This is a genomic window from Streptomyces sp. NPDC001904, from assembly GCF_040297005.1.
GTDB lineage: Bacteria > Actinomycetota > Actinomycetes > Streptomycetales > Streptomycetaceae > Streptomyces.
Genome location: NZ_JBEOYI010000008.1, coordinates 1 through 19,352, shown reverse-complemented (window position 1 = coordinate 19,352; position 19,352 = coordinate 1). Strand labels below are relative to the sequence as shown.

Here is a 19,352-nt window from a genome sequence, read left to right as displayed (position 1 = left end):
GCCGTCCGGACCCCTCCCCGTGCCCGAAAGGAGCAGCCCCGGCCCAAGACCCGTCCGGATCAGGACAGTTCAGTGGTAGCTGCAACCATTAGGGGAACGGGTGGGTCCTAGGAGATGGACGTGACTTAACGACCTGACCAATCGAAGGAACTCCCCTCATGGCACGTGCACGACTTCGTCTCACCGCACCGCTGATGGCCGCCGCCCTCGTCGGCGGCGGGCTCGCCGCCCTGTCGCTCGCCCCGGGGCAGGCCGCCGCCGCCACCGCGGGCAAGGCCGACCGGGCCGACGACTTCAACGGGGACGGCTACTCCGACCTCGTCTCCGGTGCCGCGGGCGGCACCGTCTCCGACAAGGCGGGGGCCGGCTACGTCGCGGTGACCTACGGGTCGCCGACGGGTCTGAAGGCCGCGAACAAGACGCTGATCAGCCGCTCGACCGCCGGTGTCCCCGGCTCCGCCGCGGCCAAGGAGGGCTTCGGCGCCTCCGTCGCCAAGGGCGACCTCGACGGCGACGGCTACAGCGACCTCGTCATAGGCAGCACCAAGTCCACCACCGGCGCCGTCGTCCTGTGGGGCTCCGCCTCCGGCCTGACCGGCGGCACCACGATCGCCACGTACGGCCGCTCGCCGCAGATCGGCGACTTCGACGGCGACGGCAAGGCCGACCTGGCGCTGCTCGCCGCCATGGGTTCCTACGGCGACGACCCCGAGCACCAGGCCGCCGCCCTCTGGAAGGGCCCGGTCACCCGGGCCGGGGCGCCCGCCAAGAAGCTGAACTTCATGGACAAGTCCGAGTGGTGGGGCTACGGCAAGGACGACTCGACCTGCGTCGACGACCCGTCCGGCTGTGTCGACGGCCCGGACTCGACGACCGGCCCGGTCTTCTTCAAGGCGGTCGGCGACCTCAACGGCGACGGCCGCGACGACCTCGCCCTGCGCTCCTACGAGGGCGACGGCATGTGGAACAACACCGTCCTGTACGGCAGCGCCGCGGGCTTCAAGCGCGGCTGGGCGCCGGAGACCCAGGGCGCCCTGGCCGCCGGGGACGTCAACGGCGACGGCATCGACGACCTGGTCGTCGGCTCCGACCCCGAGGACTCCGACATCGGCGAGACGATGCAGAAGGTCACCCTCGCCTTCGGTACGAAGGACGGCCTGAAGGGCGACCGCACCCAGGAGTTCGACCAGTCCCTGCCCGGCTTCTACGGCGCCCAGGAGGACGGCGACCACCTCGGCTCCTGCGTCGCGGTCGGCGATGTCACCGGCGACGGCAAGGCCGATGTCGCGCTCGGCATCTCCGGCGAGGACTTCAGCGGCCTGACGGACGCGGGCGCGGTCGCGCTGCTGCCCGGCTCCGCGACCGGCGTCACCGGCACCGGCTCCGTCGTCCTGAACCAGAACTCGGCGAACGTGCCCGGCGTCGCCGAGAGCGGCGACCTGTTCGGCTCCGACTGCGCCCTGCTCGACGTGAACGGCGACGGCAGCCGCGACCTGGCCGCCTCCGCCACCGGCGAGAACGACTCCTCCGGCGCCGTGTGGACCTTCCCGGGCTCCGCGAGCGGCGTGACCGGCACCGGCTCGATCGCGCTCAACCCGACCGACCTCGGCGCCCCCGTCACCAAGGCCCTCTTCGGCAGCCCCCTGAAGTAGGCGCCCCGCCTCGACACCACCCACGGACGCGTCTGCTCATGACCGGGCAGACGCGTCCGCGGTCCTCCTGACGCTCGACGAGCGAAAACCGCACCCTTCAGGTCTCCTGAACACATGACCAGGGACGACGAACTCGCCGCACTCAGGGCCCGGGTGAGCGAACTGGAGGCCGAACGGCCCGCGCGACGGCCCCGATCCCGCCCGAAATCGGCCCTCGCCGTGGTCCTGGTCGTCCTCGCGGCGCTCCTCACCCCGCTCAGCGTGGTCGCCGTATGGTCGAACGCCCTGATCGGTGACACCGACCGCTACGTCCAGACCATGGCACCGCTCGCCGACGACCCCGACGTACGAACGGCCGTCACCAACCGGGTGACCACGGCCGTCATGGACCGCATCGACGTCGCAGACCTGCTGAGCGGCGTAGCCCCCGCCGACCGCCCGCTCCTGGAGAAGGCGCTCGGCGCCGCCGACGGCCCCCTGACCAGCGGCCTCACCTCCCTGGTCCGCACCACGACCGAGAGGTTCGTGGCGAGCGCCGCCTTCACCACGGTGTGGGACCGGCTCAACCGCACGGCCCACGCCGCCGTCGACAAGGCGCTCACCGGCCACGACGACGGCGCCGTGAAGGTCGAGGACGGCGAGGTCACCCTCGACCTCGCCCCGGTCGTCGACCAGGTCAAACAGTCCCTCGTCGACCAGGGCCTCACGGTCGCGGGCAACATCCCCGAGGTGCACACCAGCATCACCCTCATGCAGTCCACCGGCGCCCTCGCCAAGGCCCGCACCGGCTTCCGCCTGCTCCAGCTGCTGTCCTGGGTGCTGCCCCTGCTCGTCGTCCTGCTGGCCGCCGGAGCGGTCCTGCTCGCCCGCCGCCGGCGCCGCGCCCTGATCACCGCCGCCGTCGCGATCGCCGCCGGCGCGCTCGTCCTCGGCCTCGCGCTGTGGATCGGCCGCGCCGTCTACCTGGACGCCCTGCCCGACGACGTCTCCCGGCCCGCCGCCGGCGCCGTCTACGACACCCTGGTCCGCTTCCTGCGCACGGCCGTCCGCGTCGTCGCCGTCGTCGGCGCGGTCGTCGCCCTCGCCTCCTGGCTGAGCGGCCCCGGCCGCTGGGCGCGGGCGGTGCGCGGCGCGTGGACCGGCGCGATCGGCTCCGTACGGGACACCCTGTTCACCGGCGGCTCCGGCACGTTCGGGCCGGTCGGCCCGTGGGTGCACCGGATGCGCACGTGGCTGAACCTCACGGTCGCCGCCGTCGCCGCGGCCGTGCTGATCGCCTGGTCCTACCCCACCGCGACCGTGGTGCTCTGGATCGCGGTCGTCGCCGTCTGCGCCCTCGCCGTGATCGAGTTCCTCGACGCCCCTACGCTGCCGCCGCCCGCCCTGCCGGAGGAGTCCGCAGACGACGCGCCACCGGCCGCTCCCGCGCGATGACGCACCCGGCGGAGATCCCCACGCACACCACCGTGAACAGCACGATCAGCCACGACAGCAGCGAGAAGACCAGCCCGAACGGACCGAACTCGGCGAGCGAACGGTTCAGCGCGCGCGGCATGTAGAGGTGCGAGGCCCACGACAGGGACACCACTCCCACCCCCGTGAGCAGCGCGCCCGGCAGCAGCGGCAGCCACGGCACCCGCCCGCCGAGCAGCAGATGCTGCGTCCACCACCACAGCAGCACGCTGGTGACGTACGACAGCGGCATGCCCAGCCACGGGCCCGCGCCGAAACCGCCGCGCAGCACGTTCTGCAGCGTCACGACGGCGAGCCACACGCACAGCCAGGCCACCCACCGCCAGGCGATCAGCTTCAGACCGGCCGGCGGCAGCCCCCACGCCCGCTCGCACACCCGCTGCAGCGCGCGACTGCACGCGGTCGCCGACGCCAGCATGACGAGCGCGCCGACCGCCCCCGACGTGTCCCGCGCCGCCGAGTCCCCGCTTCCGTACACCTGCCGCACCTGGGCGAGCGAGTCGTCGCTGAGCCCGAGGGCGGCGCGCGCCGACTCCAGCATCTGCTCCCGTACGGAGGCGGGCGCGAACGCGGCGACGACGAACAGGATCGGGATCGCCGTCAGGAACGTCTGCGCGGCGAGCCGGGTCGCGGAGTCCAGCAGATTCACCGCGACCAGCTGCCGGGTCAGACGCGTGACGAACGGGAACTCCTCCCTGATCTCCCGCGCGCGTGCGGCGGCCCACGCGGTCGCCCGGCCGACGGTGCTCGTGTCGCTCATAGCTGATCAGCATGCGCCGGGGCGGCGGGACCTGAGGGGAACGGCGCACAGAAGGGTGTGGTTGTCTTGAATCATGTCGAAGCGCGCACGTGTCCGGGCCCCTGAGCTGGTGGGCAAGGGTGGATGGATCAACACCGACGGCAGGCTCGAGGGTCTGGCGGACCTGCGCGGCCGCATCGTCGTCCTCGACTTCTGGACCTTCTGCTGCGTGAACTGCCTGCACGTCCTCGACGAACTGCGGGAGCTGGAGGAGAAGCACCGGGACACCGTCGTGATCATCGGGGTGCACTCGCCGAAGTTCGTGCACGAGGCCGAGCACGCGGCCGTCGTCGACGCCGTCGAGCGGTACGGGGTGGAGCACCCGGTGCTCGACGATCCGGAGCTCGCGACCTGGAAGCAGTACGCGGTGCGGGCCTGGCCCACGCTCGTCGTGATCGACCCCGAGGGGTACGTCGTCGCGCAGCACGCCGGTGAGGGGCACGCCCACGCCATCGAGCGGCTGGTGGCGGAGCTGGAGGCCGAGCACGCCGCGAAGGGGACGCTGCGGCGCGGTGACGGGCCGTACGTGGCGCCCGAGCCGGTCGCCGGCGATCTGCGCTTCCCCGGCAAGGCGCTGCTGCTGCCGTCGGGGAACTTCCTGGTCAGCGACACCACCCGGCATCAGCTGGTGGAACTGGCGGCGGACGGGGAGACCGTCGTGCGGCGGATCGGGAGCGGGGAGCGCGGTTTCGGGCCCCGGTCGTTCAACGAGCCGCAGGGGCTCGCCCTGCTCGACGCGGACACCGTCGTCGTCGCCGACACCGTGAACCACGCGCTGCGCGCCGTCGACCTGACGACCGGCGCGATCAGCACCCTCGCGGGCACCGGGAAGCAGTGGTGGCAGGGGTCGCCGACCAGCGGCCCGGCGCGCGAGGTCGACCTGTCGTCGCCGTGGGACGTGGCCGTCTTCGACGGCAAGGTGTGGATCGCGATGGCGGGCGTGCACCAGCTGTGGACGTACGACCCGCGGCAGGAGACGGTCGCGGTCGCGGCGGGCACGACGAACGAGGGTCTCGTCGACGGGCCCGGCGCCGAGGCCTGGTTCGCGCAGCCGTCCGGGCTCGCGGCCACCGACGACCGCCTCTGGGTGGCCGACTCCGAGACGTCCGCGCTGCGTTGGGTGGACCTCGACGGCGTCGTCCACACGGCCGTCGGCACCGGTCTCTTCGACTTCGGGCACCGGGACGGCGCCGCCGGACAGGCGCTGCTCCAGCACCCGCTGGGCGTCACCGCGCTGCCCGACGGCTCGGTCGCGGTCTCGGACACGTACAACCACGCGCTGCGCCGCTACGACCCGGCGACCGGCGAGGTCGGCACCCTCGCCACCGATCTGCGGGAGCCGAGCGACGCGGTCGTGGTGGACGGCTCCGGCGAGATCGTCGTCGTGGAGTCCGCCCGGCACCGGCTGACCCGGCTGCGGCTGCCCGAGGAGGCCGTGCGCGTCGACTCCGTCGCCCACCGCACCCGGCGTGCCGCCACCGAGGTGGCGGGCGGCAAGCTGCGGCTGGACGTCATCTTCCAGGCCCCCGCCGGGCAGAAGCTCGACACCCGGTACGGGCCCTCGACCCGGCTGCTCGTCTCGGCGACACCGCCCGAGCTGCTGCTGGCCGGTGACGGGCCGGGCACCGATCTCGCCCGCGAGCTGGTCCTGGACCCGGCGGTGCCGGAGGGCGTGCTGCACGTCTCGGCGATGGCCGCGTCCTGCGACGACGACCCGGCCAACGAGTACCCGGCCTGCCACGTCCACCAGCAGGACTGGGGCGTCCCGGTCGTGGTGGTCGCGGACGGCGGGGCACAGCGGCTGCCGCTGGTGCTGGCCGGCCTCGACGCCTGAGGCGCGGGCCGGAGCCCCGCGTCGTCGGACGCGGTGATCGTCAGATGCGGTGGTTCCGCTCCTCCTCGATCACCGTCGTGTGTGCCCCCGCCATGCCCCTGCGCTTGCCGATGCTGCGGAAGGCGAAGACCCCGATCAGCCCGACGATCATCAGGATCCAGCCGACGAGGTCGAGATTGACGTCCTGAATGTGCCAGTCGGTCGCGAACGCGAGGATCGCACCGACGGCGATCAGGATGATGCAACCGCCCAGGCTCATGAGGTCCGCCTCCTGCCGTGTGTCCGTGTGGTACTCGGATGTGCTTGCGAAGCCCGGGTACCCGGACTCCGTTGCATCACACGGCAGTTGAGGCGATCGCTCCGCTCAGCCCTCCAGGAAGGCGGTGAGCGCGTTCGCCAGGTGGAACGGGTCGTCGGCGCCGCACAGTTCGCGCACGCTGTGCATGGAGAGGATCGCCGCGCCGATGTCGACGGTCTTGATCCCGTGCCGGGCGGCGGTGATCGGGCCGATCGTCGTCCCGCACGGCATCGCGTTGTTGGAGACGAACGACTGGTAGGGCACGCCCGCCTTCTCGCACGCGGCGACGAACACCGCGCGGCCCACGCCGTCGGTGGCGTAGCGGTTGTTGACGTTCACCTTCAGGATCGGGCCGCCGTTGGCGCGCGGGTGGTGCGTCGGGTCGTGGCGCTCGGCGTAGTTGGGGTGCACGGCGTGCCCGGTGTCCGAGGAGAGGCAGATGGTGCCGGCGAAGGCGCGCGCCCGGTCCTCCGGGGAGCCGCCGCGGGCGAAGACCGACCGCTCCAGCACGTTCCCGAGCAGCGGGCCGTCGGCGCCGGTGTCGGACTGCGACCCGTTCTCCTCGTGGTCGAAGGCGGCGAACACCGGGATGTACGGCAGCTCGTCGTGCTTGCTGACCTCGGTGAGGGCGGCGGTGCAGGCGTGCACGGACAGCAGGTTGTCCATGCGCGGGCCGGCCACGAGTTCCTTGTCGCGGCCCAGGTAGGCGGGGGCCTCGACGGCGTACGGCATGAGGTCCCAGCCGGTGATGGAGCCGCGCTCCAGGTCGTACTCGTCCTCGATGAAGCCGAGCAGGTCGCCCTCGTGGACGTCGCCGCCCAGGCCCCAGATGGGCTGCATGTGGCGCTGCTTGTCGAGCTTCAGGCCGTCCGCGTTGACCCCGCGGTCCAGGTGCACGGCGAGCTGGGGCACGCGCAGCAGGGGCCGGTCGATGTCGATCAGGCGCTCGCTGCCGTCGCGCAGGGTGATCCGGCCGGCGAGGCCGAGGTCGCGGTCGAGCCAGGAGTTGAGGAGCGGGCCGCCGTAGATCTCGACGGCGATCTGGCGCCAGCCGTTGCTGCCCATGTCGGGCTGCGGCTTGACCCTCAGGTTCGGGGAGTCGGTGTGGGCGCCGACGATCCGGTACGGGGTGTGGGGCTGGGCTCCCTTCGGCACGTACCAGGCGATGATCGCGCCGCCGCGCGTGACGTACTTTCCACCGGTCTCGCCGTCCCAGGCGTCGGTCTCGGCGACCTGCTTGAATCCGGCCTTCTCCAGGCGGGCGGCTGCCGTTGCCACGGTGTGGTACGGGGTGGGGCTTGCCGCGAGGAAGGTCATCAGGTCGTCGGTGTGGCCGCGGTCGAAGGGGCCGGTGGATGTGCTCATGCCGCCAGGGTAGTGCGGGCCGCTGGGGGCCTGCCTGCGGCGGCCCGACGCCGTTCCGTCTGCCCCGTCCTGTCCGATTGCGCCCGCGGCCCGGTGGCCGCTTCTCGCGCAGTTCCCCGCGCCCCTGACGCCTTGCGCCGCGCGCGGCTTCCCCGTTGTCGGGTGCGCCACCGTCGTGGCCGGTCGCGCAGTTCCCCGCGCCCCTGAGATGCGCACTTCGTGCGGCATCTCATCAAGAGAGGCGCGGCCGGCCCCCATCGGAGCCGCGGACGAGAGGAGGCCCGTCGTCCCCGGGGGGGACGACGGGCCTCGGGCTCGATCCGGTTCGGCGGAGCCTAGAAGGCGGACTCGTCGAGCTCCATGACGTCCAGCCCCGTCTCACTGGTGCCCTGCGCCAGCTTGCGGGCGCCGGTCACGCCGGGCAGGACGTTCGCCGCGAAGAACTTGGCGGCGGCGACCTTGCCCTGGTAGAACGCGGCGTCCTTGCCGGAGACCCCGGCGGCCAGCCGCTCGGCGGCGACGGCGGCACCCTTGAGCAGCAGGTAGCCGACGACGACGTCGCCGGAGGCCATCAGCAGGCGGGTCGTGTTCAGGCCCACCTTGTAGATGTTCTTGGCGTCCTGCTCGGTGGCGGCCAGGTCGGTCAGCATGACGCCGACGATGGCCTCCAGCTCGACGGCGGCCTTGGCCAGCGACTCGCGGGCCCCGGCCAGCTCCTCGCCGCCGGTCTCCACGGCGAGGAACTTCTTGATCTCCTCGGCCAGACCGTTCAGCGCGGCGCCCTGGTTGCGGACGATCTTCCGGAAGAAGAAGTCCTGGCCCTGGATGGCCGTGGTGCCCTCGTAGAGCGTGTCGATCTTGGAGTCCCGGATGTACTGCTCGATCGGGTACTCCTGGAGGAAGCCGGAGCCGCCGAAGGTCTGCAGCGACTGCGCGAGCTGCTCGTAGCCCTTCTCGGAGCCGTAGCCCTTCACGATCGGCAGGAGCAGGTCGTTCAGCGCGTGCTCGGTCGAGGCGTCCTCGCCGGAGGCCTCCTTGACCTGGATCGCGTCCTGCACCGAGGCGGTGTAGAGGACGAGCGAGCGCATGCCCTCCGCGTACGCCTTCTGCGTGAGCAGCGAGCGGCGCACGTCCGGGTGGTGCGTGACGGTGACCTTGGGCGCGGCCTTGTCGCCGAAGGCGGCGAGGTCGGAGCCCTGGACGCGCTCCTTGGCGTACTCCAGCGCGTTCAGGTAACCGGTCGACAGCGTCGAGATCGCCTTCGTGCCGACCATCATGCGGGCGAACTCGATGATGCGGAACATCTGGCGGATGCCGTCGTGCTTGTCGCCGATCAGCCAGCCCTTGGCGGGGTGCTGGTCGCCGAAGGTCATCTCGCAGGTGTTGGACGCCTTGAGGCCCATCTTGTGCTCGACGTTGGTCGCGTACACGCCGTTGCGCTCGCCCAGCTCGCCGGTCTCCCAGTCGAACTCGAACTTCGGGACCAGGAAGAGCGAGAGGCCCTTGGTGCCGGGGCCGTGGCCCTCGGGGCGGGCCAGCACGTAGTGGAGGATGTTCTCCGACATGTCGTGCTCACCGGACGTGATGAACCGCTTCACGCCCTCGATGTGCCACGAGCCGTCCTCCTGCTGCACGGCCTTGGTGCGGCCGGCGCCGACGTCCGAACCGGCGTCCGGCTCGGTCAGCACCATCGTCGAGCCCCACTGCTTCTCGACGGCGATCTCGGCGATCTTCTTCTGCGCCTCGTTGCCCTCCTCGAAGAGGATGCCCGCGAACGCGGGGCCCGAGGAGTACATCCAGATCGCCGGGTTCGCACCCAGGATCAGCTCGGCGAAGGCCCAGATCAGGGAGCGCGGGGCGGTGGTGCCGCCGATCTCCTCGGGCAGGCCCAGGCGCCAGTACTCGGCGTCCATGAAGGCCTTGTAGGACTTCTTGAAGGTCTCCGGGACCGGCGCGGTGTTCGTCTCGGGGTCGAAGACCGGCGGGTTGCGGTCCGCGTCCGCGAAGGACTCGGCCAGGTCGTTCTCGGCGAGACGGGTCGTCTCCTCGAGGATGCTCCTGGCCGTCTCGACGTCCATCTCCCCGAACGGTCCGGTGCCGTACAGCTTGTCGCGGCCGAGCACCTCGAAGAGGTTGAACTCGATGTCGCGGAGATTCGACTTGTAGTGCCCCATGGCGACGGCTCCGTAAAGGCTCGGGAGGGATCGACCGCGGCCGATCTCGTATGCATACCAACTAGTAACCATCAGGATGCTACCCGCCGGTAATAAGGCGCAACCCCTGCGGGGTCAACTGTGACGAAACGCTCGGCCTGACACGTCGGTCGCGCGGAGGAATTCCACCATCAACGCACCCCAGGCGTCCGGCAGTTCGGCGAACGGGAGGTGTCCGGTCGCCATCTCCGCGACGTGCGCGCCCGGTATCGAGGCGGCCAGCTCCCGCTGGGCGGGCGGAGGCGCCAAGCGGTCCTCCGTCGTCACCACCACCAGCGTCGGCGCGGTGATCCCGGCCAGGTCCGCGCGGACGTCGGCCCGCGTGACCAGGTCCGCGTGGTCGCCCGCGCCGGGCGGGGCCGTCGCGGCCAGCTCCCGCACGGCCGCCGCCGCCTCCGCGTCGGTCAGTGCGTGCAGTGCCCGTGAGGACAGGGCGTACGGGAGCAGGAAGCGGGCGAAGGCGTCCCGGTCGCCGGCCGCGGCGAGCGTGCGCCAGGTCTCGGCGGCCAGCCGCAGCTGCGGTGCCGGATGGCCGAAGGTGGCCGTGAGCAGCAGGGCCGTCACCCGCCCGGGATGCCGGGCCGCGATCCGGACGGCCACCGGGCCGCCCAGTGAGTACCCCGCCACGGCGAACCGGTCCAGGCCCTCGGTGTCCGCCGCGGCCACCAGCTCGTCGGCCAGGTCGTCCAGCCGGAGCGGGCCGGTGGCGCGCGGGGTGGCGCCCGTGCCCGGGTAGTCGACGCCGACGGTCGTGCGGGCCGCCGCCAGGGCCGGGAGCACCGGGCCGTAGTTGGCCTCGACCGAACCGCCCGCGCCGTGCGCGAGCAGCAGCCCGGGCCCTGATCCCCGCACCGTCCGCGCGTACGGCTCGGCCGCCCGGGCCGCCCGCGCGCTCGCCTGGTCCGTCATGGCTGTTCCTCCCCCTCGCGGCGCGCGGATGTCCGGGCGCCCATGGCCGTGCCGATGCCGTCGTGCGATCTGCGCCGCCACGTTCTGTATCGGTCACTACACAAACAACGTAACAGCGCCCGCGCTCTTTATCTATCCCTCGCTACAGAAATACCGCCCGGCCCCATCGCCCCGCCCGCCCTCGGTACCCTTGCCCCATGTACGGATACGAGGGGACCCCGGGTGGGGCGGGCGGTCAGCAGCAGTACGCGCCGCCGCAGCAGGGCATGCCTCCGCAGGCCGGCATGGGCGGATACGGGCAGCAGGCGCCGCCGCTGTACCCGGAGCCCTCGCCGCCGTCGCTCGCCGACGCGGTCCGCGCGTTCACCACGGGCTCGATGTCCGCCGAGGACTTCCAGCAGATCTTCGCGTCCTCGAAGGTCTACTGCCCCCGCGGTGACACCCCGGGCTTCCTGGCGCTGCACAACACCCAGCAGCCCGTGATCCCGATGTTCACCACGCTCAAGGAGCTGCGCCGGTACGCGGGCAAGGAGTCCAAGTACTTCGTCATCACCGGCGCCGAGGTGATCGACCTGCTGCCCACCGGATACGGCTTCGTCCTCGACATGGAGGGCGAGCACCGGATGGTCTTCGACGCCAAGGCGGTCGAACAGATGGTCGACTTCGCCATGCGCCGGATGTACGGCTGAGCCACACGCGGCTGAGCGCCCGGAACCCGCGCCTCGCACCCCGCACTCGGAACGCCCGGAGGGAATGCCCTCCGGGCGTTCGGCGTTCCGAGTGGCAGAAAGTTCTACGTTCAACTAATATCGAGGCACGAGGAACCGAGGAGGTCCCCAAAATGCCCGCTGTGACCGTCGAGAACCCGCTGACCCTGCCCCGCGTGTCGGCGCCGGCCGACGCCGTGGCACGCCCCGTGCTCGCCGTGACGACCGCGCCCACCGGCTTCGAGGGCGAGGGCTTCCCGGTGCGCCGCGCGTTCGCCGGGATCAACTACCGCCACCTCGACCCGTTCATCATGATGGACCAGATGGGCGAGGTGGAGTACGCGCCCGGAGAGCCCAAGGGCACGCCCTGGCACCCGCACCGCGGCTTCGAGACCGTCACGTACATCATCGACGGCACCTTCATCCACCAGGACAGCCACGGCGGTGGCGGCACCATCACCAACGGTGACACCCAGTGGATGACGGCCGGCTCGGGCCTGCTGCACATCGAGGCGCCGCCGGAGTCGCTCGTCATGTCCGGCGGTCTCTTCCACGGCCTCCAGCTGTGGGTGAACCTGCCCGCCAAGGACAAGATGCAGAACCCGCGCTACCAGGACATCCGCGGCGGCCAGGTCAAGCTGCTCACCACGGCTGACGGCGGCGCGCTGCTCCGCGTCATCGCCGGTGAGTTCGACGGCCACGAGGGCCCGGGCATCACGCACACGCCGATCACGATGGTGCACGCCACCGTCCGCCCCGGCGCCGAGGCGACCCTGCCCTGGCGCGAGGACTACAACGGCCTCGTCTACGTGCTCGCCGGACGCGGCACCGTGGGCACGGACCGGCGCCCCGTGCACATGGGGCAGACGGCCGTGTTCGGCGCGGGCTCGTCCCTGACCGTCCGGGCCGACGAGTCGCAGGACTCGAACACCCCCGACCTGGAGGTCGTGATCCTGGGCGGACAGCCGATCCGTGAGCCCATGGCGCACTACGGCCCGTTCGTCATGAACACCAAGGCCGAACTCCAGCAGGCCTTCGACGACTTCCAGGCCGGCCGCCTGGGCGTCGTCCCCAGCGCGGAGCGGCTGCCGCACACCAGCTGACAGCGCGTCACCCGCGTGGCCCCGCCCGGAAGGTCGGGGCCACGCGCGCGTGATGACCTGGGAGCGTGCAGACGACCCGAGAGCCCCAGGAACCGCCCCCGGGCGCACCGCTGCTCCCCCTGGGAGCCCGGCGCGTCGCCGCCTGGTGCACGGTGGCCCTGCTCGTCACCGGCGTCGCCGCCGTCGGCATCTGGCTCTGCGTCGTGTTCAAGTCGGCGGTCACCCCGGTCCTGCTCGCGCTGCTCGGCACCGCGCTGCTCGCCCCCGTCTTCGAGTGGCTGAACCGGCGCAAGGTGCCGCGCGCGCTCGCGGCCGCGCTGACCTGCGTCGCCCTGATCGCCGTCGTCGGCGGCGCCGGGTACATCGTGGTCAAGGCGCTCATCGACACCGGCGACCAGATCGTCGACTCCGTGCAGGACGCGGGCGACTGGATCCGCGCGCACTTCGGGCTCTCCGGCGCCGACGACCTCGGCAATGTCGCCGACAACGCCAAGGACCTGCTCTCCAAGTGGGGCTCCAGCCTGGCCGGCGGGGTGCTGACCGGACTCTCGGTCATCGGCTCGCTCCTCGCGACCTCCGTGCTGGCGCTGCTGCTCACGTTCTTCTTCCTCAAGGACTCCGACCGCGCCGTGGGCCTCGCGCACGCCGTCGCCCCGCGCGGCGCCGGTGAGGTCATCGAGGCGATGGGGCGCCGCGCCTTCGAGGCGATCTCGGGCTTCATGCGCGGGACGACCTTCATCGCGCTCATCGACGCCCTGTGCATCACCATCGGCCTGCTGATCCTGCGGGTGCCGGGCGCGGTGGGCCTGGGCGCGCTCGTCTTCGTCGGGGCCTACATCCCCTACCTCGGCGCCACCATCTCCGGCGCCGTCGCCGTCCTCGTCGCCCTCGCCGACCGGGGCTTCGTCATCGCCCTGTGGGCGCTCGGGGTGATCCTCGCGGTGCAGCAGCTGGAGGGGCACATCCTCCAGCCCATGATCCAGTCGCGCACGGTGCAGATGCATCCGGCGCTGGTGATGCTGGCGATCGCCGCGGGGGCCTCCGTCGCCGGCATCCTCGGGATGCTGCTCGCGGTGCCGCTGACGGCCGCCGCGTTCGGGATCATCGGGGAGCTGAAGGGGCGTTACGGGAGCCCGTCGGAGCCGGCTGTTTCACGTGAAACCGCCGATTGAGTGATGTCGGGCCCGGGGAGGTCCGCCCTCTCGGTGTCCGACGGCTCGTACAGCTCGAACCAGATGCTCTTGCCCTCGCCCCGCGGGTCGACGCCCCACTTCTGGGCGAGCAGTTCCATCAGGACCAACCCCCGGCCGGACGAGGCGAGTTCGCCGGGCCTGCGCTTGTGCGGCAGGTCGTCCGAGGCGTCGGCGACCTCCACGCGCAGGCGGCGCGGGCCCTCGCAGCCGCGGCCGACCTCGGCGACCAGCAGGGCGTCGCCGTCGGTGTGCACCAGGACGTTGGTGACCATCTCGGAGACCATCAGCACCGCCGAGTCGACCTGGTCCTCGTCGGCCCAGTCGTGCAGCAGCTCGCGCAGCTGCTGACGGGCGACGGCGATCCGCTCCGGCTCGGCCTGCGCGATGGTCATGGCGGTGCGCCGGGCCGTGACGGGCACCCGCGACGCGGTCGCGCGGCGCAGCAGGAGCAGCGCTATGTCGTCCTCGCGGCGGTCGGCGAGCGGGCCCGTGGTGTGGTGCGAGGGCGGCCCGTGGACCGCCTGGACGAGGGCGTCCGCCAGCAGCTCCAGGTCGTCGGCGGGGACCGATTCCAGCGTCGTACGGATCCGGGACCAGCCGGAGTCGAGATCGTGCCCGCCCGTCTCGATCAGGCCGTCCGTGCAGATCAGCAGCGTCTCGGAGGGTTCCAGGGCGAGCCGGGTCGTCGGGTAGTCGGCGTCGGGGTCGATGCCGAGCGGCAGGCCGCCCGCGGTCGGGCGCATCATCACCGTGCCGTCGGCGGTGCGTATGGCGGGGTCCGGATGGCCCGCGCGGGCGATCTCCAGGGTGCCGGTGACCGGGTCGGCCTCGACGTACAGGCAGGTCGCGAAGCGCAGGTCGGAGAAGTCCGCCGCGTCGGCGGTGCCCGCGGTGATCCCGTACAGGAAGCGGGAGGCGCGGGAGAGGACCGCGTCGGGGCGGTGGCCCTCGGAGGCGTAGGCGCGCAGCGCGATCCGCAGCTGGCCCATGAGGCCCGCCGCCTGCACGTCGTGGCCCTGGACGTCACCGATGACCAGGGCGATCCGGCCGCTGGGCAGCGGGATCATGTCGTACCAGTCGCCGCCGACCTGGAGGCCGCCGCCGGTCGGGACGTAGCGGGCCGCGATGGTCATGCCCGGGATCTCGGGGCCGATCGTCGGCAGCATCGACTTCTGCAGACCGTCGGTCAGCGCGCGCTCCGACTCGGCGACCCCGGCCCGGGACAGGGCCTGGGCCAGCATGCGGGCGACGGTGGTCAGCACCGAGCGCTCGTCGGGGGTGAAGGTGACCCGGTAGGCGAAGCCCGCCATCCACGCGCCGATGGTGCGCCCGGCGACGACCAGGGGCAGGAACGCCCAGGACTGCCGGTTGAAGCGGGCCGCGAGCGGCCAGGCCGCCGGATAGCGCCGCCGGTACTCCTCGGGCGAGGAGAGGTAGACGGCGCGGCCGGTGCGGCAGACCTCCGCCGCCGGATAGTCCGTGGCCAGGTCCATGTCGGTGAAGGGACCCTCGGAGCCGGGCTGGTGACCGTGGTGGCCGATGACGGTGAGCCGGTCGCCCGCGACGCCGAACACGGCGAGGCCGTCGGGGGAGAACCCCGGCATGGACAGACCGGCCGCGACCCGCAGCACCTCGGCCGTGGAGTCGGCCTCGGCCAGGGCGCGGCCCGCGTCCAGCAGGAACGCCTCGCGGGAGCGGCGCCAGTCGCCGGTGACGGGGGCGCGGGAGGAGGCGCCGGGCGGCGGCTCGGCGACCTCCTGGAGGGTGCCGATCAGCTCGAACAGGTCCGGGGAGTCGCCGTGCAGCACCGGCTTGGAGCGGCTGCGCACGGTGCGGATGACCCGGCCCTGCTCGTCCATGATGCGCAGCCGGGCCTCGGCGAGGGTGTCCTCGGCGACGGCGAGCCGGATGATGCCGTCGATCTCGTTCCAGTCCACCGGGTGGAACCGGGCGCGGGCACCGGCCTCCGTGAGGGTCGTGAGCCGCGCGGGCAGCCCGACGAGGCGGGCGGCCTCCGCGTCGAAGGTGACCGTGCCCGCCCTGTTGTCCCAGCGCCACAGGCCGGTCGCGAGAGCGGAGAGGACGTCCTCCACCGGGGGGAGGGGGTCACCAGTGCGCATTGCTCCACTCTAGGAAGAGGTGATCGGTCACTGCCACCGAGAGTATTCGCCGAGCGATCTTCGGGCGGCCGGTACCCTTGGGGAGATCCGGGTTGTCTCCCCGGGAACCCCAAGCGCAAAGGCTGGATGAACGACGATGCATCGGTACAGGTCCCACACCTGCGGCGAGCTCCGCGCCTCTGACGTCGGCTCCGACGTCCGGCTGAGCGGCTGGCTGCACAATCGCCGAGACCTGGGCGGCATCCTCTTCATCGATCTGCGCGACCACTACGGCATCACGCAGCTCGTCGCCCGCCCGGGCACGAAGGCCGCCGAGGTCCTGGACAAGCTCACCAAGGAGACCGTCGTCCGCGTGGACGGCAAGGTCGTCTCCCGCGGCGCGGACAACGTGAACGGCGAGCTGCCCACCGGCGAGATCGAGATCGAGGCCGCCGAGGTCGAGGTCCTGGGCGCGGCCCAGCAGATCCCCTTCACGATCAACGCGGACGACGGCGTGAACGAGGAGCGGCGCCTGGAGTACCGCTTCCTCGACCTGCGCCGCGAGCGCATGCACAAGAACATCATGCTGCGCAGCGCGGTCATCGCCTCGATCCGCTCGAAGATGGTCGCCCTCGGGTTCAACGAGATGGCGACGCCGATCCTCACCGCGACCTCCCCCGAGGGCGCCCGTGACTTCGTCGTCCCGTCCCGCCTGAACCCCGGCAAGTTCTACGCGCTGCCGCAGGCCCCGCAGCAGTTCAAGCAGCTGCTGATGATCTCGGGCTTCGACCGCTACTTCCAGATCGCGCCGTGCTTCCGCGACGAGGACGCGCGCGCGGACCGCTCGCCGGGCGAGTTCTACCAGCTCGACATCGAGATGAGCTTCGTGGAGCAGGAAGACGTCTTCCGCCCCATCGAGAAGCTCATGACGGAGATCTTCACGGAGTTCGGCGGCGGCCGCGAGGTCACGAGCCCCTTCCCGCGCATCCCGTTCCGCGAGTCGATGCTGAAGTACGGCAACGACAAGCCGGACCTGCGCGCCAAGCTGGAGCTCGTCGACATCACCGACGTGTTCGAGGGCTCGGAGTTCAAGGCGTTCGCGGGCAAGCACGTGCGTGCGCTGCCGGTGCCGGACACCGCCTCGCAGTCCCGCAAGTTCTTCGACGGCCTCGGTGACTACGCGGTCGAGCAGGGCGCCAGGGGCCTGGCCTGGATCCGCGTCGGCGAGGACGGCACGTTCGCGGGCCCGATCGCGAAGTTCCTCACCGAGGAGAACGTCAAGGTCCTCACCGACCGCCTCGGCCTGAAGGCCGGTCACGCCGTGTTCTTCGGCGCGGGCGAGTTCGACGAGGTCTCCAAGATCATGGGTGCCGTCCGCGTCGAGGCCGCCAAGCGCGCCGGCCACTTCGAGGAGGGCGTCTTCCGCTTCTGCTGGATCGTCGACTTCCCGATGTACGAGAAGGACGAGGAGACCGGCAAGATCGACTTCTCCCACAACCCGTTCTCCATGCCGCAGGGCGGCATGCAGGACCTGGAGGAGAAGGACCCGCTGGACATCCTGGCCTGGCAGTACGACATCGTCTGCAACGGCGTGGAGCTGTCCTCGGGCGCGATCCGGAACCACGAGCCGGACATCATGCTCAAGGCCTTCGAGATCGCGGGCTACGACCGGGACACCGTCGAGCACGAGTTCGCGGGCATGCTCCGCGCGTTCCGCTTCGGCGCCCCGCCGCACGGCGGGATCGCCCCGGGCGTCGACCGCATCGTCATGCTCCTCGCCGACGAGCCGAACATCCGGGAGACGATCTCCTTCCCGCTGAACGGCAACGCGCAGGACCTGATGATGGGCGCCCCGACCGAGCTGGACGAGTCGCGCCTGCGCGAGCTCAACATCCAGCTGCGCAAGCCGGTCGAGAAGAAGTAGCACCGCGCAGCCTGCAGTACGTGAAGGGGCCCGGACCGGTCGACCGGTCCGGGCCCCTTCACGTACAGCGTGCGTACAGCTCAGATCACCCAGAGCAGGCCGTTGCCGCCCAGCAGGGTGCCGGCGGTCTGCTTCTGACCCAGGCTGGGCGCAGTGAAGATCTTGCTGCCCGTGGCCGTCGGCCGGGACGTACCGCCCGGCAGCACCCAGACCGCTCCCGTGGAGTTGTTCTCGTTCGCCGCCCCGATGAACAGCTCCGGTCTGCCGTCGGCGTTCACATCGCCCGCCGACACCGTCGTACCGAAGAAGTCGTCCGTCTCGGAGGAGCCCGGGACGCCCGCCGTGTCCTGGTCGAAGGCGTACGAGCCGGCGCCGAGGGCGCCGGAGGAGCGGCCCGGGATCACGGTCACCATTCCGGCACGGTTCTTGGCCAGATCCTCGTACGGCGATCCGACGATGATGTCGTCGAGCCCGTCCCGGTTCAGGTCGGCCACGGCGAGCGCCCCGCCGAAGGCGTCGCCCCGCTCGCTGGTGCCGGGCACCGAGGCGGTGTTCTGCGTGATCTGCACGGGGGCAGTGGCGGGCGTGATGCCGTGCGCGGACCCGTACCAGACGAGGACACGGCCGCCCGACTGGCCGTCGGCACCCGCGTGTTCGGGTTCGTCGGGGTCGCCGGCCACCAAGTCGTCGTAGCCGTCGCCGTTGACATCGCCGCTCGCCGCGATGAGGCCGTTGCCCTGGAGTTCGTCGCCGGACGCGGGCACCGTGTACATCTCGCCGCCGCTCAGGCCCGACAGGTGGGAGGTGGCGGTGGCGGGGTCGGGAGTGCCGTCGCCGTCGAAGTCGCCGAGCGCGACGGACTCGGTGGAGGGGGTGTCGTCGTTGTACGTGACCGATCCGTGGCTGCCGCTCCTGCTGAACGGACCGCTGACGTACACGGTCGCGTCCCATCCGGCGATCGCCAGCGCGGTCCGCGTACCGGTGCCCCTGGAGAGCACCGCGACGTCGAGGCCGTAGTGGTTCGGCGCGCCCGCGGGCGTGGGCAGGTCCGTGGCGCTCGTCAGACCTCTTGAGCTCCCCCACAGGACCGTCACCGTTCCGGCGTCGGTGCCCTTCGACGTGTCCTCGTAGGGGGAGGTGACCACCAGGTCGGCGTACCCGTCGCGGTTGAGGTCCAGGGTGGCGGTGGCCGCACCGAACCGGTCGTACGCCTCGGCGAGGCCCGGTACCCCGGACGTGTTCTGCGTGATCGTCGCGCGGCGGCTCGCGGAGAGCCCGGACTTCGATCCGTACAGCACGATCACCGCTCCGGCCGCCTCCTTGCCGGACACGTCCGCGCCCGGCGCGGGCACCACGGCGTCGCGGTAGCCGTCCCCGTTGAAGTCTCCCGGCACCCCGCCGTGCACCGCCGACGCCGTTCCGGCCGGCACCAGCAGGCCGCCGATCATTCCCGCGGCCACCAGTGCGGCCGCTCCCCATCTGCGCATCCCGAGCCTCTCCCACCCCTTGTACGACGCGCGCATCATAGGAGAGTGCGGGGCGCCGGGTGCGGCGAACGCCCAGGTTCTCAGGGAGTTCAGCACCGTCCGGGTGTGCCGTGATCGTGCGGTCACTGTCAGTGGCGGCCCGTAGCCGGCCGGTGTCGAGCTGGACACCGAGCCGCTGAAGGACTGGGCGCGCTGAGCGGCTCGGCAGAGCGAGAGGCGGCTCCGTCGGCCGCACCTACGACAAGCTCGGCTACGTCCGGGCGACGCTGCCCACCGGCAGGGCCGAGGCCGCCATC

General features: G+C 71.7%; 14 protein-coding genes. 7 read left to right on the top strand and 7 right to left on the bottom strand.

The window, feature by feature from the left end:
* The first annotated feature begins 158 nt into the window (after positions 1-158).
* Together ABT127_RS15095 and ABT127_RS15090 are read left to right on the top strand one after the other, a co-directional pair.
* Positions 159-1,652, top strand: a complete 1,494-nt coding sequence (locus tag ABT127_RS15095) for an FG-GAP repeat domain-containing protein (protein ID WP_351449162.1) — start codon at positions 159-161, stop codon at positions 1,650-1,652.
* Between the two features lie 114 nt (positions 1,653-1,766).
* Complete coding sequence (locus tag ABT127_RS15090) at positions 1,767-3,086, top strand: hypothetical protein (RefSeq protein WP_351449159.1); 1,320 nt, start codon at positions 1,767-1,769, stop codon at positions 3,084-3,086.
* Here the strand turns inward: ABT127_RS15090 and ABT127_RS15085 are convergent.
* Entirely contained in the window at positions 3,016-3,885 is an 870-nt protein-coding gene (locus ABT127_RS15085) for a YhjD/YihY/BrkB family envelope integrity protein (RefSeq protein ID WP_351449157.1), read from the bottom strand. The genes ABT127_RS15090 and ABT127_RS15085 overlap by 71 nt on opposite strands.
* A gap of 73 nt (positions 3,886-3,958) precedes the next feature.
* On the opposite strand from ABT127_RS15085, the gene ABT127_RS15080 reads away from it, so the two are divergent.
* Positions 3,959-5,758, top strand: a complete 1,800-nt coding sequence (locus tag ABT127_RS15080) for an NHL domain-containing thioredoxin family protein (protein ID WP_351449155.1) — start codon at positions 3,959-3,961, stop codon at positions 5,756-5,758.
* A 40-nt stretch (positions 5,759-5,798) separates the two neighbouring features.
* On the opposite strand, the gene ABT127_RS15075 is transcribed toward ABT127_RS15080, so the two are convergent.
* The 4 genes from ABT127_RS15075 to ABT127_RS15060 form a co-directional block, all read right to left on the bottom strand.
* Positions 5,799-6,017: a DUF6458 family protein gene (locus ABT127_RS15075; RefSeq protein ID WP_351449153.1), complete on the bottom strand. Its 219-nt coding sequence runs from the start codon at positions 6,015-6,017 to the stop codon at positions 5,799-5,801.
* Between the two features lie 105 nt (positions 6,018-6,122).
* Positions 6,123-7,421 carry a M18 family aminopeptidase gene (locus ABT127_RS15070; RefSeq protein WP_351449150.1) on the bottom strand — a complete coding sequence of 433 codons (1,299 nt, stop codon included), beginning with the start codon at positions 7,419-7,421 and terminating at the stop codon, positions 6,123-6,125.
* 335 nt (positions 7,422-7,756) lie between these two features.
* Positions 7,757-9,595, bottom strand: coding sequence for an acyl-CoA dehydrogenase (locus ABT127_RS15065; protein WP_351449147.1), 1,839 nt, complete (start codon positions 9,593-9,595; stop codon positions 7,757-7,759).
* Between the two features lie 114 nt (positions 9,596-9,709).
* Entirely contained in the window at positions 9,710-10,543 is an 834-nt protein-coding gene (locus ABT127_RS15060) for an alpha/beta fold hydrolase (RefSeq protein WP_351449144.1), read from the bottom strand.
* 197 nt (positions 10,544-10,740) lie between these two features.
* Here ABT127_RS15060 and ABT127_RS15055 point away from each other — a divergent pair, with 197 nt between their 5' ends.
* From ABT127_RS15055 to ABT127_RS15045, 3 genes are all read left to right on the top strand, one after another.
* Positions 10,741-11,232: an SseB family protein gene (locus ABT127_RS15055; RefSeq protein ID WP_351449141.1), complete on the top strand. Its 492-nt coding sequence runs from the start codon at positions 10,741-10,743 to the stop codon at positions 11,230-11,232.
* A gap of 152 nt (positions 11,233-11,384) precedes the next feature.
* Positions 11,385-12,353, top strand: a complete 969-nt coding sequence (locus ABT127_RS15050) for a pirin family protein (protein ID WP_351449138.1) — start codon at positions 11,385-11,387, stop codon at positions 12,351-12,353.
* 65 nt (positions 12,354-12,418) lie between these two features.
* On the top strand, positions 12,419-13,525 hold the full coding sequence (locus tag ABT127_RS15045) for an AI-2E family transporter (protein WP_351449135.1): 1,107 nt from the start codon (positions 12,419-12,421) through the stop codon (positions 13,523-13,525).
* On the opposite strand, the gene ABT127_RS15040 is transcribed toward ABT127_RS15045, so the two are convergent.
* Entirely contained in the window at positions 13,477-15,666 is a 2,190-nt protein-coding gene (locus tag ABT127_RS15040; protein WP_351449133.1) for an ATP-binding SpoIIE family protein phosphatase, read from the bottom strand. The genes ABT127_RS15045 and ABT127_RS15040 overlap by 49 nt on opposite strands.
* Positions 15,667-15,802: 136 nt before the next feature.
* Between ABT127_RS15040 and aspS the strand changes: the two genes are divergently transcribed.
* Complete coding sequence (aspS, locus tag ABT127_RS15035; protein WP_351449131.1) at positions 15,803-17,569, top strand: aspartate--tRNA ligase; 1,767 nt, start codon at positions 15,803-15,805, stop codon at positions 17,567-17,569.
* Positions 17,570-17,649: 80 nt separating this feature from the next.
* Here aspS and ABT127_RS15030 read toward each other — a convergent pair whose 3' ends face one another.
* The gene (locus ABT127_RS15030; protein ID WP_351449128.1) at positions 17,650-19,056 is read right to left on the bottom strand and encodes an FG-GAP repeat protein; all 1,407 of its coding nucleotides are present in this window, start codon (positions 19,054-19,056) and stop codon (positions 17,650-17,652) included.
* Positions 19,057-19,352 lie beyond the last annotated feature (296 nt).

Excerpts from the sequence above, each read along its gene's own strand:
- ABT127_RS15050 (WP_351449138.1), top strand. The coding sequence starts at position 11,385 with ATGCCCGCTGTGACCGTCGAGAACCCGCTGACCCTGCCCCGCGTGTCG.
- ABT127_RS15080 (WP_351449155.1), top strand. The coding sequence starts at position 3,959 with ATGTCGAAGCGCGCACGTGTCCGGGCCCCTGAGCTGGTGGGCAAGGGT.
- ABT127_RS15090 (WP_351449159.1), top strand. The coding sequence starts at position 1,767 with ATGACCAGGGACGACGAACTCGCCGCACTCAGGGCCCGGGTGAGCGAA.
- ABT127_RS15075 (WP_351449153.1), bottom strand. The coding sequence starts at position 6,017 with ATGAGCCTGGGCGGTTGCATCATCCTGATCGCCGTCGGTGCGATCCTC.
- ABT127_RS15085 (WP_351449157.1), bottom strand. The coding sequence starts at position 3,885 with ATGAGCGACACGAGCACCGTCGGCCGGGCGACCGCGTGGGCCGCCGCA.
- ABT127_RS15070 (WP_351449150.1), bottom strand. The coding sequence starts at position 7,421 with ATGAGCACATCCACCGGCCCCTTCGACCGCGGCCACACCGACGACCTG.
- ABT127_RS15055 (WP_351449141.1), top strand. The coding sequence starts at position 10,741 with ATGTACGGATACGAGGGGACCCCGGGTGGGGCGGGCGGTCAGCAGCAG.
- ABT127_RS15040 (WP_351449133.1), bottom strand. The coding sequence starts at position 15,666 with ATGCGCACTGGTGACCCCCTCCCCCCGGTGGAGGACGTCCTCTCCGCT.
- ABT127_RS15060 (WP_351449144.1), bottom strand. The coding sequence starts at position 10,543 with ATGACGGACCAGGCGAGCGCGCGGGCGGCCCGGGCGGCCGAGCCGTAC.
- ABT127_RS15095 (WP_351449162.1), top strand. The coding sequence starts at position 159 with ATGGCACGTGCACGACTTCGTCTCACCGCACCGCTGATGGCCGCCGCC.
- ABT127_RS15065 (WP_351449147.1), bottom strand. The coding sequence starts at position 9,595 with ATGGGGCACTACAAGTCGAATCTCCGCGACATCGAGTTCAACCTCTTC.
- aspS (WP_351449131.1), top strand. The coding sequence starts at position 15,803 with ATGCATCGGTACAGGTCCCACACCTGCGGCGAGCTCCGCGCCTCTGAC.
- ABT127_RS15030 (WP_351449128.1), bottom strand. The coding sequence starts at position 19,056 with ATGCGCAGATGGGGAGCGGCCGCACTGGTGGCCGCGGGAATGATCGGC.